Source organism: Gammaproteobacteria bacterium, from assembly GCA_035546635.1.
GTDB lineage: Bacteria > Pseudomonadota > Gammaproteobacteria > JAURND01 > JAURND01 > DASZWJ01.
Genome location: DASZWJ010000017.1, coordinates 24,670 through 48,945, shown reverse-complemented (window position 1 = coordinate 48,945; position 24,276 = coordinate 24,670). Strand labels below are relative to the sequence as shown.

At 42.6% G+C, this 24,276-nt stretch carries 23 protein-coding genes; 20 read left to right on the top strand and 3 right to left on the bottom strand.

The window, feature by feature from the left end; genetic code table 11:
* Positions 1-7: 7 nt before the first annotated feature.
* The 7 genes from VHE99_03015 to VHE99_02985 are packed head-to-tail and all read left to right on the top strand — an operon-like array spanning position 8 to position 9,300.
* A complete protein-coding gene (locus tag VHE99_03015; protein HVV67997.1) occupies positions 8-904 on the top strand; it encodes a TIGR03749 family integrating conjugative element protein in 897 nt (298 codons plus the stop codon).
* The gene (locus VHE99_03010; GenBank protein HVV67996.1) at positions 891-2,174 is read left to right on the top strand and encodes a TIGR03752 family integrating conjugative element protein; all 1,284 of its coding nucleotides are present in this window, start codon (positions 891-893) and stop codon (positions 2,172-2,174) included. The genes VHE99_03015 and VHE99_03010 overlap by 14 nt, the downstream gene beginning before the upstream one ends.
* Positions 2,131-2,574, top strand: a complete 444-nt coding sequence (locus tag VHE99_03005) for a TIGR03751 family conjugal transfer lipoprotein (protein HVV67995.1) — start codon at positions 2,131-2,133, stop codon at positions 2,572-2,574. Before VHE99_03010 ends, VHE99_03005 begins: the two co-directional genes overlap by 44 nt.
* A gap of 2 nt (positions 2,575-2,576) precedes the next feature.
* Positions 2,577-5,360 carry a conjugative transfer ATPase gene (locus VHE99_03000; protein ID HVV67994.1) on the top strand — a complete coding sequence of 928 codons (2,784 nt, stop codon included), beginning with the start codon at positions 2,577-2,579 and terminating at the stop codon, positions 5,358-5,360.
* Positions 5,350-6,330: a TIGR03756 family integrating conjugative element protein gene (locus VHE99_02995; GenBank protein ID HVV67993.1), complete on the top strand. Its 981-nt coding sequence runs from the start codon at positions 5,350-5,352 to the stop codon at positions 6,328-6,330. The genes VHE99_03000 and VHE99_02995 overlap by 11 nt, the downstream gene beginning before the upstream one ends.
* 10 nt (positions 6,331-6,340) lie before the next feature.
* Positions 6,341-7,783 (top strand): integrating conjugative element protein, encoded by a 1,443-nt coding sequence (locus VHE99_02990; GenBank protein HVV67992.1) that lies wholly within the window; start codon positions 6,341-6,343, stop codon positions 7,781-7,783.
* Positions 7,780-9,300: a conjugal transfer protein TraG N-terminal domain-containing protein gene (locus tag VHE99_02985; GenBank protein HVV67991.1), complete on the top strand. Its 1,521-nt coding sequence runs from the start codon at positions 7,780-7,782 to the stop codon at positions 9,298-9,300. Before VHE99_02990 ends, VHE99_02985 begins: the two co-directional genes overlap by 4 nt.
* On the opposite strand, the gene VHE99_02980 is transcribed toward VHE99_02985, so the two are convergent.
* Positions 9,297-9,506, bottom strand: coding sequence for a hypothetical protein (locus VHE99_02980; protein HVV67990.1), 210 nt, complete (start codon positions 9,504-9,506; stop codon positions 9,297-9,299). The genes VHE99_02985 and VHE99_02980 overlap by 4 nt on opposite strands.
* A 25-nt stretch (positions 9,507-9,531) precedes the next feature.
* Here VHE99_02980 and VHE99_02975 point away from each other — a divergent pair, with 25 nt between their 5' ends.
* The 4 genes from VHE99_02975 to VHE99_02960 are packed head-to-tail and all read left to right on the top strand — an operon-like array spanning position 9,532 to position 13,774.
* On the top strand, positions 9,532-9,900 hold the full coding sequence (locus VHE99_02975; protein HVV67989.1) for a hypothetical protein: 369 nt from the start codon (positions 9,532-9,534) through the stop codon (positions 9,898-9,900).
* Positions 9,900-11,933, top strand: coding sequence for a type IV conjugative transfer system coupling protein TraD (gene traD, locus VHE99_02970; protein HVV67988.1), 2,034 nt, complete (start codon positions 9,900-9,902; stop codon positions 11,931-11,933). The genes VHE99_02975 and traD overlap by 1 nt, the downstream gene beginning before the upstream one ends.
* 9 nt (positions 11,934-11,942) lie before the next feature.
* On the top strand, positions 11,943-13,064 hold the full coding sequence (locus tag VHE99_02965) for a TraI domain-containing protein (GenBank protein HVV67987.1): 1,122 nt from the start codon (positions 11,943-11,945) through the stop codon (positions 13,062-13,064).
* A 2-nt stretch (positions 13,065-13,066) separates the two neighbouring features.
* On the top strand, positions 13,067-13,774 hold the full coding sequence (locus VHE99_02960) for an AcaB family transcriptional regulator (GenBank protein ID HVV67986.1): 708 nt from the start codon (positions 13,067-13,069) through the stop codon (positions 13,772-13,774).
* Positions 13,775-13,806: 32 nt separating this feature from the next.
* Here the strand turns inward: VHE99_02960 and VHE99_02955 are convergent, their stop codons facing one another.
* Positions 13,807-14,409: a DNA-binding protein gene (locus tag VHE99_02955; GenBank protein ID HVV67985.1), complete on the bottom strand. Its 603-nt coding sequence runs from the start codon at positions 14,407-14,409 to the stop codon at positions 13,807-13,809.
* 893 nt (positions 14,410-15,302) lie between these two features.
* Between VHE99_02955 and VHE99_02950 the strand changes: the two genes are divergently transcribed.
* Positions 15,303-16,160: a hypothetical protein gene (locus VHE99_02950; GenBank protein HVV67984.1), complete on the top strand. Its 858-nt coding sequence runs from the start codon at positions 15,303-15,305 to the stop codon at positions 16,158-16,160.
* Between the two features lie 211 nt (positions 16,161-16,371).
* Here VHE99_02950 and VHE99_02945 read toward each other — a convergent pair whose 3' ends face one another.
* Positions 16,372-16,671 carry a DUF2165 family protein gene (locus VHE99_02945; GenBank protein ID HVV67983.1) on the bottom strand — a complete coding sequence of 100 codons (300 nt, stop codon included), beginning with the start codon at positions 16,669-16,671 and terminating at the stop codon, positions 16,372-16,374.
* 585 nt (positions 16,672-17,256) lie between these two features.
* On the opposite strand from VHE99_02945, the gene ssb reads away from it, so the two are divergent.
* The 8 genes from ssb (at position 17,257) to VHE99_02905 (ending at position 24,221) form a co-directional block, all read left to right on the top strand.
* On the top strand, positions 17,257-17,721 hold the full coding sequence (gene ssb / locus VHE99_02940) for a single-stranded DNA-binding protein (protein HVV67982.1): 465 nt from the start codon (positions 17,257-17,259) through the stop codon (positions 17,719-17,721).
* A 67-nt stretch (positions 17,722-17,788) separates the two neighbouring features.
* Positions 17,789-18,154, top strand: coding sequence for a hypothetical protein (locus VHE99_02935; protein HVV67981.1), 366 nt, complete (start codon positions 17,789-17,791; stop codon positions 18,152-18,154).
* A gap of 31 nt (positions 18,155-18,185) precedes the next feature.
* Positions 18,186-18,569 carry a hypothetical protein gene (locus VHE99_02930; protein ID HVV67980.1) on the top strand — a complete coding sequence of 128 codons (384 nt, stop codon included), beginning with the start codon at positions 18,186-18,188 and terminating at the stop codon, positions 18,567-18,569.
* 121 nt (positions 18,570-18,690) lie between these two features.
* Positions 18,691-19,218: a DUF3275 family protein gene (locus VHE99_02925; protein HVV67979.1), complete on the top strand. Its 528-nt coding sequence runs from the start codon at positions 18,691-18,693 to the stop codon at positions 19,216-19,218.
* A gap of 89 nt (positions 19,219-19,307) precedes the next feature.
* Positions 19,308-19,925, top strand: a complete 618-nt coding sequence (locus tag VHE99_02920) for a hypothetical protein (protein ID HVV67978.1) — start codon at positions 19,308-19,310, stop codon at positions 19,923-19,925.
* Between the two features lie 100 nt (positions 19,926-20,025).
* Positions 20,026-21,120, top strand: a complete 1,095-nt coding sequence (locus VHE99_02915; protein ID HVV67977.1) for a DUF6094 domain-containing protein — start codon at positions 20,026-20,028, stop codon at positions 21,118-21,120.
* Between the two features lie 11 nt (positions 21,121-21,131).
* Positions 21,132-21,734 carry a hypothetical protein gene (locus tag VHE99_02910; protein ID HVV67976.1) on the top strand — a complete coding sequence of 201 codons (603 nt, stop codon included), beginning with the start codon at positions 21,132-21,134 and terminating at the stop codon, positions 21,732-21,734.
* Positions 21,735-21,857: 123 nt separating this feature from the next.
* Complete coding sequence (locus tag VHE99_02905) at positions 21,858-24,221, top strand: DEAD/DEAH box helicase (protein HVV67975.1); 2,364 nt, start codon at positions 21,858-21,860, stop codon at positions 24,219-24,221.
* Positions 24,222-24,276: the final 55 nt, after the last annotated feature.

Genomic DNA, 24,276 nt, shown 5'->3' with positions numbered 1-24,276 from the left:
AGAACAGATGAAACGGTTATTGATAAGTCTGTTAGCAATGAGTGTCGTACTATCCGCGCTTTCTATGACCTCTCTACCTTTGTCTGATAGCCAAATACAAAAGCTGCAACAATATTTACCCACGGATGATGACAATGCGCCGCTGATTTGGAAAGGTGATCCGATTTTTGTTGCCATACCGGTGGAAAAAGAAAAGCGCTTAATCTTTCCTGAGCCGGTTCAGGTAGATTTAAACGGCAGTTTAACCACCGATCAACTGCGTATCATCAATAATGACCAAAACCTATATTTAACTGCTCATCAAGCTTTTGCTAAGACGCGCTTGTTTGTAACGCTTAAAAATTCACAGCAAATTATTTTATTGGATGTCGCAACGGACAACCAAGCCTCTCCCAATACCCGTACGATTTCATTGCCTAAAAATACAAAATCAACCTCCATAGCAGTTGCGAAACCTCAAAATAATAACCCATTAAACAATGCAACAATCAACAGTAATCAAACAGTCTCAGCTGATGATTATGTCAATGCTCTGCGTTTTGCTTGGCAACAGTTGTATGCCCCACAACGCTTAATCAACCAGGATCTGGAATTTACCCGGACGCCGATGCATACCACTTCTTGGGTAACGGATTTAGTCTACGGCGATAAAGTGTTAGCACACCCGGAAGCTTCTTGGCTGCTAAATGGGTTATATGTAACAGCAATCGAGCTGCGCAATAAATATCCGCATGACACCACCTTAACAGCTCGCGACCTCTGTGGCGATTGGCAAGCAGCCACGCTCTATCCGCGCACGCATTTGAAACCTGCAGGTCAAAAACCCGATGACAGCACCACCTTGTTGTTAATTTCTACCAAGCCATTTAGCGATGTGTTGGGAGTCTGTCATGGCAGCGCATAAAACCAATGGCTTATTAAAATTTATCGCGATACCCACCCTCATTTTGTTGTTGATAGTCGTTATTTTCTCTATCACGCATCACGACAAAAAACCTTTGCTGCCTGCCATCCATAAAAATGGCAAAAACACTACCGCTTCACAGGATAGTGCCGCTGAATCGTTAGACACGTTAACGGCACAGCTATCCGCAACACAACAACAAGTCAACTCTGTAGTCAAAAACAATGAAACACTACAACAACAGAATCAGCAATTATTGGCGAAACTGCAAAACAAAAAAGATAAAACAGCTGGCGATTTATCACAGCAGGTGGCTGAACTTAAAGATCAGATGCAAAAACTCGGTACGGTAAAAAATAGTCAATATCCTGTAGCTTCCGAGAATCTACCACAACCGATCACCACGATACCGGAATTAGCTGATACTTTGACTGATCCCAAAGAACGGGCACGGCGTGAACGAGAAAAAGAAAAAAGCAATAGCGAAGCTAATAGTAACAAAAAACCACCACCGATACCGTTTTATACCATACCCCCCAATGCCACTGCCGTTGAAGATCGTTTAATGACGCCATTGGTGGGCCGGATCCCAGTGAAGGGTGTAGTCACTGATCCGTATCCTTTTAAGATTGTGTTTTCCGATAACACGTTAGCTGCTAACGGTTTGCGCGTGCCTAATTTAAGACAAATGATAGTCAGTGGTTATACCGAAGGAGACTTAAATTTAGTGAGTACGCGAGGCTGGGTTACTTCTCTTACTTTTGTATTTGCCGATGGCACTATCTCAACCACGACCTCCAATGATAATGACATTGGTCATTTCACTAAAGAAAATGCGTTGGGTTATTTATCTGATGAACGCGGCAACCCAGCTATCCGCGGCAAATTAATCACCAATGCACCTACCTATTTGGGGGTTAATGTGGCTTTAGGAGCGGCGCAAGGCGCAGCTAATGCGTATGCGCAATCTCAAACCACATCCAATACCAATACCATTGGTGGCAATAGCTCCTCAGTCACTGGCTCTCAAAGTGCTTTTGTTGCAGGTCAAGCGATGAGCAATGCCGCCGGTCAAGTGATGCAATGGTGGCATGATCGCGAAGAAAACTCCTTTGATGCGGTATTTGTACCAACGGTAAAAGAAGATGGTCTACCCCAAATGATTGTGGTGAATTTCGCCAAAGAAATCCAAATTGATTATGACCCTGTAGGGAGAAAAATTGTTTATGCGCATTCTAATGATTCTAGTATTTCTCGCCACCTCGATTAGTAGTTTGGTTGGGTGTAGCAATATGCGCGGCAATGTCGTGCCACAAACGGGTCCAACCATGGCACAGGTGTATGACAGCATGGGTGTGGCACAGCCGAAAAACGCGACCTCACCCGTAACACCCTCGCCAACCAAGATGAATAGCTCAAATAGTAGCGGCGAAGATGCGTTACCGGACATTCGTAGTACGGCTAAAGCACAAACCCGAAGTGCTGGATTAAAAACCCATCTCGGAGTAAGCAATAATACTTTTCATAAACTGCCAAACCCAGAATTAAAAATGTACGTTTATCCGCACTTAGCGGGTGAATCTGAGATCCCGATTCCAGGCTATACCACGGTGTTTAATGCTTACTCCCGCGATCACTATCAGTTACCACAAGAAACAACCAGAGAATAATTATGTTAGGATTTTTAGGCAAAAAATCTATAGCTACATCGCCGCCTGTTGTTAAAAACAGTGATATTGCACGTGGCTATCAAAAGCGGCCATCTATAGCCAGCTACCTGCCATGGCGTGATTATAATGAAAGACATAAAGTATTTTTATTGGAAGATAATCAAAGCTTGGCCGTAGGTTTTCGTATTACACCGTTGGCTTGTGAAGCACGCCCTCAAGCGATGCTGGAAGCTATTGCTAAATCCTTACAAGATGCGCTGCAAAATGCGATTCCTTGCGAAAAAGCTAATCCATGGATATTACAGCTCTTTGTACAGCGCGAACAAAATTTATCTCTCGTTATAGAGAAAATAAAACAAGCTATTCCGGCTGAGCGACACAATGAACCTTTAGTCAAAGCGCATTTACAAACCCTGCAGAAACACATCGAATACATCACTCGCCCTGGTGGGGTATTTTTCGACCAACAGGTGACGCAACAGATCTTCCGTGGCGGTCGTCTTAAAGTGTATGCAGTGCTGTATCGCCGCAATAATACATCTAGTGATAAAAATCAACGCCGCACTCACTTAGAAGCCATTCAACATATCTCCCGCAAACTTGCAGAACAATGGCGTGCCTGTGGTTTAGGCGTAAAACGCTTGACGGGAGAAGCTTTTTACCACTGGTTAATGCCATGGTTTAATCCGCAACCCAAACAAACCGCAGGTGACGTGAATGCCTTATTGTCACAGATCACCTTCCCCCAAGATCAAGAGAAGCCTTTTGGCTGGGATTTATCAGAACAATTATTTTTTTCTGCCCCAGAATCGCATAACGAAGGTTGGTTGTTCGACGGTCGCCCGCACAAAGTCATCACCATACAAAATTTAAGCAGCGAACCCGTCATTGGGCATATCACCGCAGAACGTAAAAGAGGCACCGATGACAAAGTCTTCAATCTCATCGACCACTTGCCAGAAGGTAGTATATTTTCCCTCAGCATCGTATTCCAAGCACAAAGCGAAGTAGAACTACATCTGAAATTGATTCATGACAGCGCCGTGGGCAGACATGCCTTGGCGATGAAAGTCAAAGGTGAAATCGAAGAAGCCCAACAGGCGATTGCTAATGGTGATTACCTGTTGCCAACTGTGATGGCCGTTTACATACAAGGTGATAATTACGACCAACTGCAGGAACGTGAGGCGCACACAGAAGTGTTGCTCAACAGCAATGGTTTTAAAGTCATTACCGATGATGAGCTACATCCGGTGGATGCTTATTTGCGTTATCTACCGATGAGCTATGACTTTCATTTCGATAAGAAAAATACTTATCGTTCACGTTATCTCTTGCTAAGTGATATAGCTAAGTTATTGCCAGTCTATGGTAGAAGCTGTGGGACGGAAAACCCGGGGATGTTGATGTTCAACCGCGGTGGTGAACCGTGGTTTTACGATATTATTGCTGATCGCACTAAAAATGCCCATTTTTTACTATTAGGTGAAACGGGTACCGGTAAATCCAATACCTTAAATTTCCTCATCATGCATAATTTGGCGCTCTACAATCCACGCTTTTTTATCATTGATGCCGGAGGTTCTTTTGATTTATTGGCAGATTATTGCCAAAGCTTAGGTTTACAAGTCCATAAAGTCAAAATTGACCCCAAAAATCCTATATCCCTTAATCCGTTTGCCGACGGATTAAAAGTCCTCGATCAAATTGCTGCCCTGGAAAAAACTCAACGCGAGCAATGGCTAGCTAAAGCTGATGAAAGAATCGCCAAAGAATTAGCAAAAAGTGTTCCTGAAAACCCAGCACATGAAATTGACGAGGAAAGCCGAGATATTTTAGGAGACATGGTGTTAGCCGCCCTGGTTATGATTACCGGTGGTGAGAAAAAAGAAGAAGATCGCATTAGAAGAAGCGATCGCATGTTGATTATGGACGCTATTATTCTAGCAGCAGAAACTGCCAAAGCAGCCAATAAAACACAAATGATCGCCAGCGATATTGTTGGAGCTTTTGAGGCACTAACTCAACAATTAGACCCGCATCGCGATGCCGATAAAATCCGTCGCGGTAGGGAGATGGCTGATAGCCTGCGTTATTTTATCCGCGATCCGGTGTCCAGTGAATTTTTTAATACCCTTGGCAATCCCTGGCCAACTGCCGATATCACCGTCGTGGATTTTGGGTTATTTGCCCAAGAAGGCTACGAAGCCCAACGCTCCATCGCCTTTTGCGGTGTGTTCAGCAAAATCCAGACTTTGGCTGAAGCTAATCAATATACCAAACGTCCATTAATTTCAGTCTTGGATGAAAACCACATCTTCAGCAAATTGCCGTTACTGGCCGCTTTGGAAACACGTGGAACAAAGATGGGTCGTAAGTTAGGTTGGTGGATCTGGATAGCCACACAAAACGTCAAAGATTTTGCTGAAGAAGCGCGCAAAATGCTACCGATGTTTGAAACCTGGATGTGTTTGGCCGTTCCTCCTGATGAAATCAATCAAATAGAACTTTTTAAGGTGTTGACACCAGAACAACGCACACTGTTTTTATCGGCGCGCAAAGAAAAGGGCAAATATACCGAAGGGGTTTTGTTAAGCCCGAAAATGCAAGGGCTGTTTCGCAATGTACCGCCACCACTCTATTTGGTTATGGCAGCCACCGAGCAATATGAAAAACACCAACGCCGGCAGTTAATGCAAGACTTAAACTTAACTGAGCTTGAAGTCATACAGTATCAAGCAGAACAGAGGATGTCACAAACGCTGGAGGTCTATCATGATGTTTAGATCTCTTTGGCTCTCACTCATCTTACTTAGTTCAATGAATGCTTTGGCAGGCAGTACGAACACGGTGTTAATCACAGAAAGCACTTTGGCTGCATTGCCACAATGCTTGCATTACCAAGTAAAAGGCGTCTGTTACTGGTTAACGGATACAGGCATTACGGTCACCACACCTTATGTCGCACACTTTTTACCTGATCTGGTCGTCAGTAGTTTTAATCCACCCACCGATAAAAATGGCGGTAATCCCTGGTTAGAAATTAATGAAACATTAGACCAGGCGGGAGAAATTGCAGAAAAAGAAATTATTTCAGCCATAGCGCACACCAAAGCCGGCGGTGGCCAACATGGATTTGAAAACCCCTTACAACAAAATGTGTATTTTAAAGAAGTGGATGTGATTGGAAATCCTGCATTAACCGTGTTGCCTAGCACACCTGCATTATTACCTTCGACTGCCATCCCGTTAAAACCCTATTTTCAATCGATGCTTGATAGCGCCCTTTGGCGTGGGTTTTCCCCACAGGCAGAACCAGAACAAGCCGATGCTGTGATTGAGGATACGACTCATTATGTTGGCAGTAATGCCAGCGCCATTAACTGGGGTGGTGCTTTCCCCTTTGAAGGCAAAGTTGAAACTACTAACGATGCCAAAGCTGCTGCTGTCATAGTCCAACGCGCCAGTAATTTACTCACAGCACAAAATTCTTGGGCACATGTTTATCAATCGCTTCCCACCCATTGTGGCCAGGAATGCGATGCAGCAGTCATTCAAGAAGACAGTGATAACACACAATTTCAATTGGTATATCCCATTCAGCAATCTAGCTGCCAAGTATTTGGTAAATCCAGTAACTATGGTGAAAATTTTGAACAAAACACTCACGGTGGCTACGTCTGGGTTTTGTGGCGGCATTATCAAGGCTGTATTCAAACTGATGGGAAATATATTGGCAAGATCGTGGTGAACTGAGGAAAAATTTATGATGACAACCCTTAATTTTAAAAACGGGTACAAACTCATTCTGATAGGTTTGTATTTGTCACTCACCACCTCTGTTTTTGCCTCTCCTATTATTCCAACAGGCAACAACAATAATGTGTTGTATTACAAAATTGGTGGCGGCAGTGATTATGCGTTACCACCGGTATTAGATACGTCTACTATCAACTTAATGGCAGGAGCCGATTTAGGATTGGGCAATCAATGCGGCATGTTCAATCCAGCATTGTCAATCCAAAATACCCTGAATAATTTACAAGACAACGTCAATAATTTAGAACAAAGTTTGATTAGCAGCGCGACCGGCAGTATCGCTGAGATGCCCATGTACTTTTTAGCCCAGGCTAATCCGACGCTCTATAATCTATTGAATAATGCACTAGTCAGTGCCCATACCCAAATTGATGCCTCATTGAAATCCTGTCAAGCAGTAAAAAATCAGATTGCTCAAGGTAAAAACCCCTATCAAGATTGGGGCACTCTCTCCATCGGAGATATGTGGAAACAACATCTATCTCTAACCGCCACAGGCGATGAAGACATTAACACCGCCAATTCTGATATTACCGAACATGCTGGTGATGATGGTGTGGCCTGGGTACAAGGAAAAAGTGCCAGCGATGGCACTTTGCGTGCAGGTGGTCAATCGCAACCTCCCATCCATGTTATCGCTGATACTGTAAAAGCCGGGTACAACGCCATGCTGAACCGAGATCTCACATCGGACGCGGCAGCGCCTGCTAACAGTGGTTTGGCTAATCAGTTTGCTTCACCGCAGGATGCAGTCAATTGGATTACTAATGTATTGGGAGATCAAGTTGTTACCACCTGCAATGATAACAGCTGCAAAAGTGCTCAAAGTGGCTTGGCCGGTAGAGGATTATTACCATGGGCTACAGTCTGCAATGGACAAAATAACAATGACTGCGTTGATACCTTGCGCAGCAAATTACAGAATTTAGTAACAGGCACCACTGCTGCTACTAAAGATAACCTAACTGCTGTTTCCGCAGATAACTTAGTCATCAGTCCACAAATTATTACCACATTAAAAGGCATGGATTCCAGCCAACAAGGAATCTTTGTCAATAAATTAGCACAAGAAGTAGCTGCGCAACGTCTGATGGATAAGGCACTTACGGCAAGAGATTTACTACAAACTGGAAGCCAGGTGCCAGTCGTTGCTACTAACGAACCCGCACAAAAATTATTAAAACAGGCCAGTGCCAACTTAGATAAAAACATTCAGTCCATTACTTTTTCAGCACAAGTACGCAGACAAATGATGTCCGATACCTTATCTAATCTTGTCAATTACGCTAACTCTCAACAACAACAAGCTTTTGATGTTGGTAAAGTCAATCAACCACAAACTGTGATAGAAAATGCAGCAATCCCAAGTAAGTCAGGAGTTAAACCATGAGTATCGGTGTGCAATCTTATCCTGAACTTTACACTATGCTGTTAGGCTGGAATTTATACGATCAGATATGGGATTTATTATCGCAATCGGGTTTGGCGTATTTACCGTTTATCGGCATATTACTTAGAAATATGGCGCAGCCTTATACCTCTCAAGAAACTAAAGATGCGGGTAGTACCTCACTTCGGCGGATGGAAGTGGATTTTATTGGCACATTGTTATTTATTTTCTTCGGGGTTTCCCCTGCGTTTTTACTAAATCCATCTTTAGTATCTTATACACCGCTTTGTCCTGTCGATGGTCAAAATGAAACTGTGCATCCTGGTAATACCGGCACGACTTACGATTCTGCATTTTCTGTGCCAACAGAAGAAATACGCGTGCCGATATGGTGGTACGCCGTGGTAGCGCTATCGGAAGGAATCACTTCTGGTGCCAATACCATAGTTTCCTGTGTGCCTGATTTACGCAGTATGGTGACCCAAGCCGATATGGCGCGAATAACCGATCCCCAGTTAAAACATGAAGTCGCACAATTTGAGCAAGACTGCTTTATTCCAGCGCGCACGCAATATTTAGCAGACACGCATACGAATGCTGACACAATTTCAGTCATTAACTCCAATCAATCCACATACGGCAGCGATGATACAGAATGGGCAGGTTCACATGGATTTGACCAGACGTACTATCAAAATCTCAAAGCATCCCAACCGGTGCCGGGATTTGCCTATGATGCCAATCAAGACATTAATGCTGATACCAATGAAGATAATCCTCCTGCATATGGCACACCGACTTGCGACCAATGGTGGAATGATCCTCAAAATGGATTGAGACTGCGCTTAATCAATCTTATGAGTGCGAAATATTGGTCAGATTTTGCTCCAGAATTGGTTAGTGACAAAACTAAAGATGATGTATTAAAGCAAATTTTGTTTAACAACACAGGATATGACAAAGCCAACGATACCGTAGGTGATATTGGGTATTCTCATTTAGCTGCTGGATTGGGTGAGTGGTTTCAGCAATTGGATACTTACCCTAAATTGTATGCAGCAGCGCAGGCAGCTCCGATTATTCAGGCTTTATTGTTGTTAATGGTGTATGCGTTTTTGCCGTTAGCTTTGGTATTTACTGGGTATAAGCCTGGGAGTTTTATTTCGGGAGCGGTGATAATTTTTTCACTGATCTTCTGGAGTTTTATTTGGCATTTGGTGAGTTGGACAGATACAGCATTGATGAATGCACTGTATGGGGATAGTTGGTTTTCGCATCAGTCTCCTAATGCTTCTTTAGTAGATATGATTACTGGAACGTTAATCATTATTGCTCCGCTTTTCTGGTTTAGTTTTATGGGGAGTATGGGGGTTGCTGTTGGCAATTTAGTGACAGTTGCTTTTGACGGCCTAATGAAACCTGCCGAAGACTCTGCCATGAAGGGCGCTAAATTGATAAAAGATGGCGGAAAATTTGTGTGGAATAAAGTAAATCCGTTTAATGAAAAGAAGAACTAGTGATTCTCTGATCGATTTTGGTTTATTACATTAGGATCAATTTTTGCAAGATCCATCAAGCGATCATAGCTGGTTTTGGGTTTCGACACACGTTGATTGCTAAGGCTTCCCAATACCACAGTAATAACGGCAGCCAATATTTTCAGGATGATTAATAGAAACATAACAGCTTCAGAACGTTGAGTTTTGGTAGCTTCCTTTTTCATGATGAATTTCCTCATGGAGAACAAAATGTACTTATTTACAGTTTTTAAAAAAAGCTTTTCGCGATTTTTCTTCTGGTTGGTAATAATGTTGCTGGCTATTGCTCCATTCGTTTGGATCAGTATCAGCCACCCTCACTATCTACAGAATTTAAACCAAATTATCTCACAAAATAAACTATTTTTCATTTGCTTGCGTTGGCTACTGATTTTGACTATTTTCTGTACTTGGCCGCGTTTTATTCGTTACCGGGCTAAACAACATTATTGGAAGCCAGAAAAAACTATGTTTTGGCTCAATCAGCGCCTAAAAATAACCCTTTGGCTAGTGATATTTGAGCTGGTTGTCTGTGAAAATCTATTCCTGACCCTGATTCATACACTGGAGGGTCACTGATGTCTATGCATAAACCGCTAGAAGCTTTATTGCGTCCTCCCTTGGAGTGGTGCAGCACCTTAGCTATATTAATTATTATTTTACTGCTTTTTTCCTGTCCAAATACATTTTTAGTATCGCCCGCTATCGCGCATGGCATCGCTGTCGCTTTATTTGCCATAGGTCTATGGCGTTTTAAACAAGGCTACCGAGTATTCTCTTACCACTGTAATTTAAAACGTATGCCTACTTATCGTATCAATTCCAAACAAATTCCAGTAAGTAACCACAAGTTATTTTTAGGCAAAGGCTTTTTGTGGACAACTACGCACACTCAGCGTCTGCGTGATTTAGACCTGCAATATAACCTACATTATAAAAATCCCTCTAGGCATAAGCGCTGGGCGCGGCAAAAAGAATTGCATTGGGAACATAAACCCTTATTTAACGCATTGGCCAAATGCCTGGCAAAAGACTCTGTTTGGAATCCTTTTAGACCTTATCCCGACATCGGAGGGCAACCCTGCATTCATGGTGTCTCTGAGCATGAAGAAGACATAGCCATCAACCTGGCTGATCGCGCCAGCCATATGGTGGTGATCGGGTTACCCGGTATGGGTAAAACCCGCCTTGCCGAAATACTCATCAGTCAGGATATCCAGCGCGGAGATGTTGTTATAGTCATAGACCCCAAAGGAGATGCAGATTTACTTAAACGGGTTTATACCGAAGCAAAGTTGGCAGGTCGAGAACAGGATTTACTGATCTTACATCTAGGTTTTCCGCAGATATCAGCGCGTTATAACCCAGTAGGTAATTTTACTCGCGTAACAGAGGTCGCCAATCGAATTTCTAATCAGCTTCCCAGTTCCGGTGATTCAGCAGCATTTAAAGATTTTGGTTGGCAATTTATCAACTCCATGGCATTGGCATTAGTATCCATGGGTGAGAAACCTGATTACCAGAAAATGAAATTTTATATCACTAAAATGGATTTGCTGCTGGAGAAATATTTAAATTTCTGGCTGCCATCCCTCGATAGCCAGCTAGAAACTTGGCTCAGTTCTTATATCCAGGAGAATACAACGGACAAAAAACAAGTTTCTCGTTTACAGGCATTGATTGCTTACGTGCAGACAAATAGTTTGTTTAACAACCCCATATTTGATGACCTATACCATGCTTGCAAATATGATAAAGAGTATTTCAGTAAAATTACTGCTTCATTAGGTCCATTATTAAAAAAACTCACCACCGGAAAGGTGGCAGAATTATTATCCCCCAATTATACAGATACCAACGATTCGCGCCCCATCTTGGATTGGTTGCAAGTCATCCGTAACCAGCAAATTGTCTATGTCGGTTTGGATGCGCTGACTGACCGGGAGGTATCTACTGCTGTAGGGAATGCGCTATTTGCTGATTTAGTGTCAGTGGCCGGTCGGTTATACAAATATGGGTTGCATGATGGATTTTATAAAACCGCCAGTCAAAAGCGGGATTTGCCGCGTGTCTGTGTTCATGCGGACGAATTTAATGAAATTATTGGTGATGAATTTATCCCTTTATTAAATAAAGGACGAGGCGCTGGTTTTACGGCAGTGACTTATACCCAAACCTGGTCAGACGTCGAAGCTCGCTTAAAAGCCGCCGCTAAAGCGGGACAAGTTGCCGGTAATTTAGGCACGGTCATTATGTTTCGATGTAAGGAGGCGCGCACGGTAGAGATGCTGTTGGAACAATTACCCAAAGTACCCATCCTGCGAACAATACCTGCTTCCAGTAGTAGTGATACTGCGCATGGCGAGGAAGGTATATTTTTCCGCTCGGCCAATGAAGACCGGCTTACTCACAGTGAGCAGCGTTTGATTGAACAAAATGACATATTAAATCTTCCCAAAGGGCAAGCATTCTGCTTGCTGGAAGGTGGCAAACTCTACAAATTACGTATGCCACTACCGCAACAATTGGCAACTATAGAAGTTCCAGCTGACCTGGACAATATGTTGCGTTGTATGTGCGAGCAATATCAACAGTTTGCTAAAGCAGCCTAAGGAGTTTCTATGGAAAATATATTAAACACTTTGTTACCGTGCCAATCAGGAGAAATTATCGCCAGGCAACCTATATTACAGACCCATTTGACACAGTTGAAAAGCCTGATTAGTGCACCTCGTGATATTTATCAGGAACTATATTTGGCCACGCTGTATCGTTTTATGGAATTTTGCCAAGCTATGCCCTTTGCTGTAGAGCAACCAACACCGTTTAGTCTTTTAATACGACAGTTAGAGTTAGCAATAACAGCACTCCAGTTACGTCGTGGTCGAATGTTACCAACACATTCTGAAAGCGAAACTATTGCAGAGCAGGAACCCTTATGGACCTATGCTTTATTCAGCAGTTGCCTGTTCAAAGAGATTTTGCGTTTGCAGCATGATCGTACTGTTACCCTGTATCGCAATACCAGCGAACAATTAGGGTTGTGGTCAGTTGCGGCGGGTAATTTGTTCGAACCCGCAACCTATTACAAAATTACCGCTCCAGCAGCTAACCCGATGATAACTGATAGCAATATATGCCTGGGTATACTGATTGGTAAAATCATCCCCTCAGTAGGGCTACGCTGGTTAGCCAGTCATCCTAATGTGTATGGCAGCTGGCAAAATGCGATCCAAGAGAATGCAACGACATTCCAAAATATATTACTTGATCTAATAGCTCAAGCGGCAAGCGCTATAACTTATCCGCTTGGCAGTCAACAAGTAACGCCTCCAATCGCAACCCAGATTGATTCCTTTCTAAAAACGTCAGAGCACATCCCAAAAGAAAATATTTTAGAATGCTTTATTAATTGGCTAACGGAAAAAATAATGACGGATGAGGGCAAGTCATCTTCAGTTTATTTACTACGTTTACCCGAGGGTTTGTTTGTAGGCAATGATTGGCTACAAGCCTTCTGCAACAGTCATCAGCGTTATGCGCCTGTGACTGCATTGCTAGCTCAATTAGCTGACATGGGTGCTATAAAGTCAGTCAATACGGTGAAATATTGTTCTATCCATTTTGAGCGTCGCGATATCTTGGAAGGTGTTGTTATCGCTGAAGCCTATTTAAACGAAACCTTGAAATCCTTACCCATTCGAGAGGATTTTGTTCCTGACCCTACATTCATTGGAGACTAGCCATGTCCGTTGAAAAATTTGAAGAAATGACGATAACAACCACAGAACAACCAACTCATGAATTAGAAAAAAAATTTCATTTGACAGGTGATGTGTGTTTGACCATTCATACCAAAAGTGCGTATTCCTTATTTGATGGCACTTGGAAATATCAGGAAATGGGCTTGTTACAATTCGCTGAATTGATGCGCAACCTCTGTTTCGCTGCTCGCAAAGATGATCCTTATGCAGAGAGTTATTTATTGAAAACGTATGATGCCATCCTGGCGATGCATAAGGATATCCAGAAGATAGAGTCTTATTGCGCCCAACAATTAACTCAGGTGAGGGGATTTGAAGTGCCGGTATTTTCAAATACCCAATTCCACAAAAAGGCATTGCGTTTTTACACGCCCTTCAGTTATATGGGTGCGCGCTTAATTGCTGATCTTGACTATACCTTACGTCAAGCATACAGTTTAAAACAAATGGGAATATTGCTTGATCGAGATAAATTACCCGCGCGCTTAATGCCGAAAATTCGTATGTTGTTTGGCTTGGCACGACGCTGGCACTATCATGGTATAACTCGAAAAGATGTGTTAGAAAATAATCAAATAGCGCAGCGGGCAAAAACAGACATGGGCGATATTTCAGCAGCCGTTTTGCAAAAGAAAATCCGGTTTGTTTTTTTGCCACGCCCGCTTTGGCAGAGCTATTTAGAAAAATAGAATAATTTCAGCTAATGTGCTGAAAAGTTAGGTTATATACTGGCTGCGCTTGAAATTGCGCTTTTTTTATCTTTCGACTTATTTTTCTGTGCAGTGTCTTTTTCTTGCCTAAATAGTTGTTTTTCAAGCTCCAGACAGCGTGTTTCGGCAATCACCGCTTTTTTGTCTATTTCGTGATGCTGTTGTATGGATTCTTCTAATTTTCTTTCTAGCAGCGCAATTCTTGCAACATGCTGTGATTGTATTTGTTGCATTACGCCAACTTGTTGCTGGAGTGCGTTTATTTGCTGCTCATATTCCTCCAATGTTTTTTCTTGCCGCGCAAGTGCTTCATGGGCTTCATCAAGCTGCTCTCCATCTTGCGCAATTTGTGCCTCTAGTTTGGATTTTGTTTCTGCGACGGCCTTGCCTATCTCCGCCAATATGGCTTGTTTCAAGTTGGTAGATAGCTCGTGGTCTATCAGGGATTGGGCATGGGCTTGTTCTGCCCGCCAACGTTTCAGGAATCCGGCTAGCTTGGCGAAAGAGCCGCCGATATGGCTATGGATGGTGCGAACTGAGATTTTTTCACCCTGTTCCTGCATTTTTTGGGTGGCTTGGCAAAATAAATCATACGTGATGAGTTCCTGGCGCATGAGAGAGTCCTCGAGTTTGATGATAAATAACATAAAATAACGTTTAACAAATAAGATCGTTATTTTATGTTATTTAAAATAGGGCTGCAAGTCATATAACTTGCAAGCCATACAAGGCTTGGGGCGAGATTAATAGTTTTCGGGTCGGCGAAATATAGAACTGAATATAAAAAACTAAGAAATGATTGTTTGGCGGTGGATTGTATTTGGGATAAACATTTTTTGAGTGAAAATTTTTTTAAATAGGAAATAAAAATTGTTGCCTTGAACCTGTGGAGCTTGTGTACGAGAAGCGGAAAAGTGTGAGTAAACGGTGGGCAACGTCATGTTGTCCACGGTTTATTCACGCGTCCCGCAGGGTTTCCGCTGGTCCGCAGGACTCGTGCACAAATCCACAGGTGTACGCTCTTTATCTAAACAATACTCTCGCGTTGCCTCAAATTAAAACCCGCGAGTTTAGCATTATTTATTTCTGATCTTACTACCAATTTTCGGACACACTAAAGACAAATAAAGCATTGATTATACACTTCATCTGTCTTCAGTGTGCCCACGAAAAGGTTGCTAGATTATCCAGTCAATGGCCATCAAGACATTCTGACCAAGTATCATTTCTGTGCTTATTGATTTTACCTGCCTCGTAAATATGCAGCTTAATAATCAAGTTCAATTTCAGCGCGACTGTTCACAAATAGAAACAATCATTTTGCAAACACAAGCTTCTAAAAATTATTTTACTCTATATACTTTATTTTGAATGTCATTAAATTTCCTTATTTAATGCTTCAGTGACTTAAGGGCGCGTAATAAAAAAAGCGTCAGCTACTTTTGCGTATTTAGGGTTTTATTAAAACCTAGTGATATAAATAAAAACTAGTCAAGAGAGGCCATATATGAGTTTAATAGAAAGAATGAAGGAGATAAATGATCAGCGAAAGCAGGAAGATTTTGAAAAAGACAGAAAATACCAACCTAGTTCTAAAAGTACAAATATATACAAAGACGTTTGGGAAAAAGCATTCGAAAGATATAAGAGTCAAGATAGTCGTCCTGGTTTTCAAATGACATTATTTTCACATTTTCGGCATAAATTTACCTTGTATCCTGCATTGGCAGAATTTAAACAAGAGTTAGAGGACGAAAAGAGCGAAAATAGCGAACAAATAATGATAAAGTGGTTAAAAGATGAAGAAAAACTAAAAAATAACGAGCACTCTTTTCGTAATTATTTGATAGATGAGTTGCAGAAAGAATTTCCTAATGATGATAAATGGAATAAATTGAGTAAACATCATATTAAATTTTACACAGGCATTGTTTATCGCGGAACACCTGAGCACCCCAGCTATGTATTTCAAAATGGTTTTAAGGATACTCAAAAAATGAATGATGTTAGATACTATATCCCTTTAACCGGCTCGGGTCATATTGGTGTTAGCACCTCTAAAGATATTCGTATAGCTTTAAATTATACAAGAGGCGCTGTTGGATATATGGGCTTTACTGCGGGACGAGGTTATCTTTATAAAATTAATTTGCGGAGTTCAAACGGTATAGATCTCGATACCATGGGAGGTTCATCAAAACGAGAAGTAAATGTAATAGGTGGTATTAGTAGAGAGGATGTTATGGGAATAGTTAATGCGAAAGGTGAAATCACGCATGCAAACCCTAACTACAAGCCGGCAAGACTATCTGAGAAAACTGATAATATTCCCGAAGCACTGAAAAAGAGCTTTCGTAAGATGTAAAAGTAAGAAAATTTTTTTACCGCATCCTTATTTTCTAGCAAGATAAATACCTTTGAATTCCATAAAAAAATATGAACAAACATTGAAGTTAGAGGAATTTTGGGTTAATGAAGAATTTTTTTGCTACGGTAATGGACTTGTTTCGCGCAAGTTTGTGAGGTGGTCTATGTCAGAACACCTGATGGTTTACCCAAGCTCATGACAAAATGATTTATGGTGCGGCCTCGGGAGCATTGTAGCTAAATTTTAAATAAATAAAAGTGGTTAACAGCATAGATATATATCGTGCAGCATCAGCCTGGAAAAGTGGCAGACTAGTTCCTTGCAACGTTAAAAACCAGTCACCTCCGATTTCAAAAAAACCAATGCCCCATATAATCATGCCCCAGCCACATGCTAGATATACCCACTTTTTAGCTCCTTCAAATCTTTCAGCTTGGCATATATTTTTTACCATACTGACCACGCCTATTAATGCGAATATGCCAATCAATGACTCTAAGAGAAACATGGCACGGACAATTCAGCTGGCAATGATCGCCATAACTGTGATGAGTTCCTTTTCATAGTGATCAATGGAGTAATCACATGGTTTATGGTATCAGTGAAACCACTGATATTATTCAATAATGAGAGAAAACCAACAATTCGACCCTCTGCAAAGATATTGTTTTTACAGCCTATTATGATATTATTGCCGCCATAAGTCGCCCACTGCACGACTTTAAACTGCAGTGTCCACCAGAACCATTCGCAATGAAAGCCTCTGGTCACCCATATCCTGGGATTTGCGTTATACCTAAAGTAGTTGATGGGTATTCATTCAAAGCAACTTTATCGTTTTGTACTAGCAAAGCGGTTTTTATCACTTCTGCATTTCTTTGCAGTATCACAGTCCCTAGCAGACTGTGGTTAATTCACTTTCCACCTTCACTGCAAGCAACACAATTCCATTTTGTGCATTTTGTCACAAGCAGGTATTGTTGCGCGCGCCGTGATTTTTTAAACCTACCCATATGGGGAGAACTTATCTTCCCTTTAGGGCAGGTGCGTTTTCTTCCTGTGGGTTTTTTCAGCTCAGACAGGAGAAAGCATCATGACTTCACTTAATCAAGTTATGCTCATTGGCAATTTAGGCAAAGCCCCTGAGGTGTTAAAAGCCTCAAAAAGTGGCGTTTTTGTCCGAATTTCTTTAGCGACAACTAAAAAATACACCAATGACAAAGGAGAAGCTCAACAAGCGACTCAGTGGCATACCGTGTATTTTTCAAACAAACTCGGAAAGATAGCGGCAGATCATTTATCTAAAGGAGCTACCGTTTATGTTTCCGGTGAATTACGCCATTCTGAATGGCAAGATAAGGATAATCAGAAACGTTTTAGTTCAGCGGTTTTTGCGACTGATCTTAAGTTTTTGAGTAAAAAGGTAACTGAAAAAACTGAGTCAACTGAAGATTTTTCTCAGACAATTGAAACAGCGGATTCAGAGCCTTCTGTTAAAAGTTTGTTGCATTATTTGCAATCAGCACTGCAACAACAACCTGCACAAAACTGTGCATAAATAAACCACCCATACGGGGGAATTCCCCGTATGGGCATTCCCCCTTTGATTATTTAAAGGAGGAAATATGAAAGAGAATAAGTTTACTTTTTGTCTATCCGGTTATGGCTACTGGATTGACAGCAAGAAGTCACTAGAGGGAACGCTAATCAAAATCAGAGTGCTTTCAGGTACCGCTGATGATATTGAACTGGAATGTGTTGTGGATGCTTCACATTTAGTCATGCTGGAAAATCTTAAACAGCAATGGCGAGTTGGAGAGTATGTAGTAATGTATTTTACCGCGCATTACCTACATCTTTCAAACTGTCAGAGCGGATTGACGGCGCAGGATCCAAAGCAGATGGTACAACTTAAAGGTAAGCTGATATCCCTTCGATGCTGGTTGCAAGATGGTGAAAAACCCGCCGCAACCTCACCTGAGGAACTCTGACTATCGCTATCATTTTGATTGGAGTTATACTATGCGTTATCAAGATCAAGCCAAATCCTTATTCCAGCTGCAAACAGAGCTGGCAGACAGTAAAGTGGAGATAGCCGTGAGCAAAGCAGTTAGCCAGGTAGTTGACCAAATTATCAACCTCAGACATGAGGTAGGTGGACTTCGCGTAGAGATGCATCGCGAAATCAGCGGTCTAAGGCATGACATGGTTGAGCGTTTTTCAAAAGTAGAAAGCCGCTTGTCCTCTGTTGAAACTGCTCTGGGCAGGCGCGATCAAATCCGAGGTGAAATCCGTACCCGCTTGTTTGACTATTCATTCAAAGCAGGTTGGATCATCGGCTTTGTCGCGCTGTCGGCTGCGATCTCATCGCTCATTGTGCTGGTGCATTCACCACTGGTGCATTAACTCAACAACATTAACCTCGGGTGTTTTTTCCGCGGTTAACTGCAAACTTTCCCATCGAGGAGGAAACTCCCGCTGATGGGTTTTTCCTCCTCATTAATTTTTAAATCAGGAGGAACATTCGATGATTATCTTAAGTGGCACATTGCACGTTAATAGCCAAAACAATCTGCTGCATTGCAGCTTGGGACGCTTTGTCATTGATGATGGTCGTTTTCATAATTTACCTGTCGGAAAGCATGACGGTTTTTTTGAAATCCAAAAGATCGAAGCTACTGTTATGCAAAAATCCCAAGGCCAAGTGCAATTAGGTTTGTTGGCCATTGTGAGAGGATTTTCCATCAAAACAGAGGTCAACCGTGTTGCAGCTGTGGAAGCCAGGAGTGTAGTTAAGCGTCAACTTCCGCTTTTTGTGGACACTGATTTGCAAGACTGCATATCTAAGGCTGTTACGGTTGAAGCTTCGGTGGCTGAAACTGCTTGCTTAACTGAAAACTCGGAAAATCTGCTTAATGAAAATGAGCCGTTGCCGGAAACAGTTGAGTTGGACAGCACCTTACCAAGGGAACAACTTCGTCAGAAAATTGCGCAGTTACAACTGTTGGGCTATCGGTTTGAAAAAGACCGCCAGCTTTGGCAAAGAGCTGCTTAATTTTTTAACCTTTCATCAACAACCCCAAAAGGGAGAAGTGTCTCCCTGCGGGGGATATTTCTCCTTTTTAAATCAATGGAGAGATAACCATGAAATTTTTATTAACTTTAAAGAAAATACCTGATGAATTAAGAAAATTTTTCTTGGGATTTAATTTGTATGTTTTTCTGAGAGTCAAAATTATAGGCATTGTTGTCTTGGAATATGCATGTGCTGTTCTGAATAGTTTAGTAGTTCACTTGCAATTGCAAATTTCCCCTCTCAAGCGTTTGCGCTATAAGGTGTATTGGCACTATGTGGTGACTGAAGGCAATTTAGCACAGGTTAGTGAAAAAATTCCCTTTAAGAAAATACGTAGATTATTACAGCCAGGTGACCATGTATGGTGTGCCAGTGGATATAATAAAATTACCGACAATTCAGTTAAACCAATTAAATATATTTTGTACCGTTCTAAAACGTATAAAGAGTTTGTTTGGTTGAAGATGGCTCCAAAATTATTTTCTAAGGGAGCAGTGGGTTGGGGTGATAAATATTGTATTGAGGGATATTGGGTAAATGCTGACACTATTTGTCTCCGAGATGATACACATGCTTCAGCAAATGGGTATCGAACAGATTACAATGAGCTTTCTTCTTTATGGCAAGACGATAGTTTGTACTATGATGACTCGGAAGATGATGATCCAGATATTTATTCTGATTAAATAAGCTACTTAGTTTTTAAAATTTGTCTTTACTTACCCGAAGGGGAGAAATTCTTCTTCGGGGAGTTTCTCCTTTTTATTTTTTACAGGAGAAACCACGATGTTATTTCAACGACTAGCACGAAACTTTATTAAATTTGGTTACTTTCCCACCGACAGCGAAACACTCAAGCGCATCTTAAATGCTTTAGTGCCCGCTGAAAGTGGTCAACTAGCCATCTTTGACCCTACCGCTGGCGAAGGGGTTGCCCTGGCTGAATGCAAATACCATTTAGGCCAAGATCGCACCACTGCTTACGGGGTTGAGATTGATGAAGAACGTGCCTGGCACGCTAAAACTTTATTAGATCACTGTATACAAGGTGATTTGATGGATTGCATCATCAGTAAAAACAGCTTTGGCCTGATGTTCTTAAACCCCCCTTATGGAGATTTGACCAAAGACCAAAGCGGCGGTCATTACACCATGGAAGGTCGTGCCCGGCTGGAGAAATTGTATTACCGGCGCACGATAAGTACGTTGCAGAAAGGAGGCGTACTGGTGCTGATTGTTCCACACGCTTCGCTTGATGCTACTTTTGCTGAATGGATTTCCCGTCATTTAGTACAGGTTAAAGTGTATCTTGCCCCTGAACAGCAGTACAAGCAGGTGGTATTGTTTGGTATCCGCGCTGATGTTGACAGCAATGAGGCTCGTAGCCTGACCCGTAAGCGCTTGGTGGCTATAGGGGAAGGTGAATTGCCGGAAATGTTGCCAGAAGAATGGCTCGATACTCCCTACACCATTCCTGCTGTTAAAACCGCCATCGCGCGTTTCAGCATCAGCCAACTGGATGCCAGACAACTGTTGGAAATGATAAACAATTCGCCCTGTTTATGGACGCAATTTTCACAACGTTTCGGTCAGCCATTGGGCAGCCAACGACGACCATTGATGGATTTATCGCAATGGCATTTAGCGTTGGCATTAGCAGCAGGCCAAGTTTCTGGTGTCGTCAGCAGTCAAGACGGACGCACTTTCCTAATACGCGGCAGTACTTACAAAACGCAGACCGAGACCTTTAATTATGAGGTGGATGAAGAAGGCAAAGAAACGGAAGTCCGCACGCGCTTAGATCGATTTATTCCAGCTTTGCGTGCCTTGGATATGACGCCAGAAAGTCGCACCTTTGGCCGATTATTAACGATACGCTAGGGAGATCCAAAATGCAGACTGAATTTTTACAATCAGAACAATTGCCCGGTCTTTTTATCGATGCGTTAGTCACTGATGCGGATAACAATTTGTTGTTTCTATCCGCCTGGGGTAATGAATCGTTTGTGCAGCAAACACGAGCGAGATTATCGCTATCAGATTGGGAAGAACAATTGCGTCATTTTCGGTTGCAGCAGCCCGCTAAAAATCTCACCACCGGCTTGATCTCTATAGATCGCACCCTGGTGGAAGACGTGACCGGCAGGCCAGCAGGCAACACGTTGTTGGCGCATGTCACACAATTGTGGATTTACAATCGTTTGACGATAGCACCGGATAATGCCAACCACCGTGCAGTACTATTGCGGCGGCATACGGAAGAAGAAACGCAGTATAAAACACGTGTGTGGCAAGCATTACAGGTGTTATGTCCCATACCGTTACATGTTACGTGGGAGTTTTTATTGGATAAATTTGTTGAGCGCGGGTGGGTCAGGTTCTGTCGGGGTTTTAAGATAGATGCCTGTTATTTGGATTTTTCTAATTCGGCGGTGGAATTATTCATTACCGATCAGGTTCAGACTGGTGCATTGACTTTACCCAGGTTGCAATAAAACTATTTTATAAATCACCTTGTCCGCTTAAGTCAGTTTGGTTAAGCGGGCGTATTTCACCCGTAGGGGCTATCAACCCTTACGGGATGGTGGCCTCTACTCTTTATTTTACAGGAGAGCAAGATGTCACTTGAAATGAACCAACCTAATACCACTGTTGTACCAGTAGTGGAAATGTCAGCTGAGGAAATCTCTGATGATATTTTATTATCTGAAAACACAACGGAGTGTGAAGACAATAATGCGGAAAATGTATTATCTCTGTCGCAATTCATTGACGACTTTGGCGCCGGATTGCTGGATGCAGTCCGCCGTCAGAATCCACCCGTTTTTACCGGTGAGAGTAATAAGCAACGTGCAGCCATATTGGCTGGTTTGAAGCGACAGCCTTTTGCTGCGCAGGCCAGAACAGTGCAGGCAGTCACACAATTATTGCTCGACCAAAACGAACGGGCGGCAATTATCAACGGAGAAATGGGGTGCGGCAAGTCAATGATGGGAATAGCCACGGCTACTTTGTTGCACGCCGAAGGTTACTATCGCACTTTAGTGCTTTGTCCACCCCATTTAGTCTATAAATGGCGACGAGAAATTTTAGAAACGGTAGTTGATGCACAAGTCATTATCCTGAATGGGTCTGACACCTTAAGTAAATTACAAGCCTTGAAGCAGCAGGTAAGTGATCCTGCTATGCATGGTCCCGTATTTTACATTATGGGTCGGGTACGTCTACGTATGGGGCATCACTGGCGATTAGCCGCTGTGCCACGTCGTGTCTACCAGTCTCTCTCAGCCGATAGGGATGATAACCTTTCTCAGTGGGTCAATCAGAAAACAGTATTGGCCAGCTGTGCCGAATGCGGTACTTTTGTGACCACACCTGGCGGCCAATATTTGCGTATGGAAGATTTATCACCAGATAAAAAACTCCAGTGCCAGAAATGCCAATCACCTTTGTGGACCTTGGTGCACCCACGTCAACCTGCACCTTTACGGGAGCAGGTCAAGCAAGGGCTGTGCCAGTTACCAGGCATTGGCATTAAAATGGCTGAGCGACTCTTGATGCAGTTTGGCGAAGCATTATTATCCCGCAGTTTAAGCGATAATATTTACCAGCTGGTGCAATTGATGGATGAAAATGGCCGCTTTGTTTTTTCTGACAACCAGGCGAAACGTCTTGAACGTGCGTTGGGTAGTTTTGAAATGAACATCGGCCAGGCTGGGTACCAAGCTTCTGAGTTTATTAAGAGGTATCTGCCTAAAGGTTTTTTCTCATTGCTGATAGTTGATGAAAGCCATGAGTTCAAAAACGCCAGCAGCGCACAAGGACAAGCGATGGGTGTATTGGCCAGCCAAGTGGATAAGGTTTTATTATTGACTGGAACACTGATGGGTGGATATGGTGACGATCTTTTTTACTTGCTGTGGCGCATTTTACCGCAGCGGATGATTGAAGATGGTTTCAAATATAACCACCGTGGCTCTTTGGGTACCGCAGCCATGGGTTTTATGCGAAAACATGGGGTGCTGAAAGAAGTTTATAAATCCACTGAAGGCGGCAACCATCGCACAGCTCGGGGTAAACGTGAGTATGTGCATGTGAGCAAAGCTCCTGGTTTTAGTCCGATGGGGGTTGCGCGTTATCTGCTGCCATATACTGCTTTTTTAAAACTGCGGGATTTGGAGCAGAATGCACTGCCGGATTATCAGGAGCACTTTATCAATGTGGCGATGACGGCTGAACAGGCTGATTATTATCACAGCCTGGAGCAGACCTTAAAAGAGTATCTAAGGAAAGCGCTTAGCCGTGGTGACCATACTTTATTGGGCGTGGTTTTAAATTGCCTGTTGGCTTGGCCTGATTGTTGTTTTCGTGAAGAGGTAGTCACACATCCCAGGGCGAAGTATACTTTGGCGCGTGTGCCTGCTGTACTTGATGAGGCAGCATCTCCTAAGGAGCAGCAACTGATTGAACTTTGTTTACAAGCGAAGCAGCAAGGTCGGCGTGTGTTGGTTTACACGATTTACACTGGGACACGTGATACGACTGGGAGACTGAAACATTTGCTCGAACAGGCGGGTTTAAATACCGCAGTGTTACGATCAAGTTTGTCGGCTGACCGGCGGGAAGATTGGATTGCTGAGCAGGTGGATAAGGGGATTGATGTGTTAGTTTGTCATCCCGAGCTTGTTAAAACCGGCTTGGATTTATTGGCCTTTCCTACGATTGTGTTTTTGCAGTCGGGCTATAATGTTTATACGCTAATGCAGGCTACACGTCGAAGTTGGCGGATTGGGCAGAAGCTGCCAGTGGCAGTGTATTTTTTGGGTTATGAGAGAACGGCGCAGATTCAGTGCTTGTCGCTTATGGCTAAGAAAATTGCTGTTAGTCAATCGACTTCTGGGACTATGCCGGAGTCGGGGTTGGATATTCTCAATCAAGAGGCTGAGAGTGTGGAGGTAGTATTAGCTAAGCAGTTAATTTAAGGCAGTCAATCTTTTTATAACGACAACACCCCATCCGCTTTTAGCAGATGGGGTA

Excerpts from the sequence above, each read along its gene's own strand:
- VHE99_02945 (HVV67983.1), bottom strand. The coding sequence starts at position 16,671 with ATGTTTCTCTTAGAGTCATTGATTGGCATATTCGCATTAATAGGCGTG.
- VHE99_02985 (HVV67991.1), top strand. The coding sequence starts at position 7,780 with ATGAGTATCGGTGTGCAATCTTATCCTGAACTTTACACTATGCTGTTA.
- VHE99_03005 (HVV67995.1), top strand. The coding sequence starts at position 2,131 with ATGCGCATTCTAATGATTCTAGTATTTCTCGCCACCTCGATTAGTAGT.
- VHE99_02905 (HVV67975.1), top strand. The coding sequence starts at position 21,858 with ATGTCACTTGAAATGAACCAACCTAATACCACTGTTGTACCAGTAGTG.
- VHE99_03015 (HVV67997.1), top strand. The coding sequence starts at position 8 with ATGAAACGGTTATTGATAAGTCTGTTAGCAATGAGTGTCGTACTATCC.
- VHE99_03010 (HVV67996.1), top strand. The coding sequence starts at position 891 with ATGGCAGCGCATAAAACCAATGGCTTATTAAAATTTATCGCGATACCC.
- VHE99_02975 (HVV67989.1), top strand. The coding sequence starts at position 9,532 with ATGTACTTATTTACAGTTTTTAAAAAAAGCTTTTCGCGATTTTTCTTC.
- ssb (HVV67982.1), top strand. The coding sequence starts at position 17,257 with ATGACTTCACTTAATCAAGTTATGCTCATTGGCAATTTAGGCAAAGCC.
- VHE99_02925 (HVV67979.1), top strand. The coding sequence starts at position 18,691 with ATGATTATCTTAAGTGGCACATTGCACGTTAATAGCCAAAACAATCTG.
- VHE99_02935 (HVV67981.1), top strand. The coding sequence starts at position 17,789 with ATGAAAGAGAATAAGTTTACTTTTTGTCTATCCGGTTATGGCTACTGG.
- VHE99_02950 (HVV67984.1), top strand. The coding sequence starts at position 15,303 with ATGAGTTTAATAGAAAGAATGAAGGAGATAAATGATCAGCGAAAGCAG.
- VHE99_02910 (HVV67976.1), top strand. The coding sequence starts at position 21,132 with ATGCAGACTGAATTTTTACAATCAGAACAATTGCCCGGTCTTTTTATC.
- VHE99_02990 (HVV67992.1), top strand. The coding sequence starts at position 6,341 with ATGATGACAACCCTTAATTTTAAAAACGGGTACAAACTCATTCTGATA.
- VHE99_02995 (HVV67993.1), top strand. The coding sequence starts at position 5,350 with ATGATGTTTAGATCTCTTTGGCTCTCACTCATCTTACTTAGTTCAATG.
- VHE99_02930 (HVV67980.1), top strand. The coding sequence starts at position 18,186 with ATGCGTTATCAAGATCAAGCCAAATCCTTATTCCAGCTGCAAACAGAG.
- traD (HVV67988.1), top strand. The coding sequence starts at position 9,900 with ATGTCTATGCATAAACCGCTAGAAGCTTTATTGCGTCCTCCCTTGGAG.
- VHE99_02955 (HVV67985.1), bottom strand. The coding sequence starts at position 14,409 with ATGCGCCAGGAACTCATCACGTATGATTTATTTTGCCAAGCCACCCAA.
- VHE99_02915 (HVV67977.1), top strand. The coding sequence starts at position 20,026 with ATGTTATTTCAACGACTAGCACGAAACTTTATTAAATTTGGTTACTTT.
- VHE99_02960 (HVV67986.1), top strand. The coding sequence starts at position 13,067 with ATGTCCGTTGAAAAATTTGAAGAAATGACGATAACAACCACAGAACAA.
- VHE99_02965 (HVV67987.1), top strand. The coding sequence starts at position 11,943 with ATGGAAAATATATTAAACACTTTGTTACCGTGCCAATCAGGAGAAATT.
- VHE99_03000 (HVV67994.1), top strand. The coding sequence starts at position 2,577 with ATGTTAGGATTTTTAGGCAAAAAATCTATAGCTACATCGCCGCCTGTT.
- VHE99_02980 (HVV67990.1), bottom strand. The coding sequence starts at position 9,506 with ATGAAAAAGGAAGCTACCAAAACTCAACGTTCTGAAGCTGTTATGTTT.
- VHE99_02920 (HVV67978.1), top strand. The coding sequence starts at position 19,308 with ATGAAATTTTTATTAACTTTAAAGAAAATACCTGATGAATTAAGAAAA.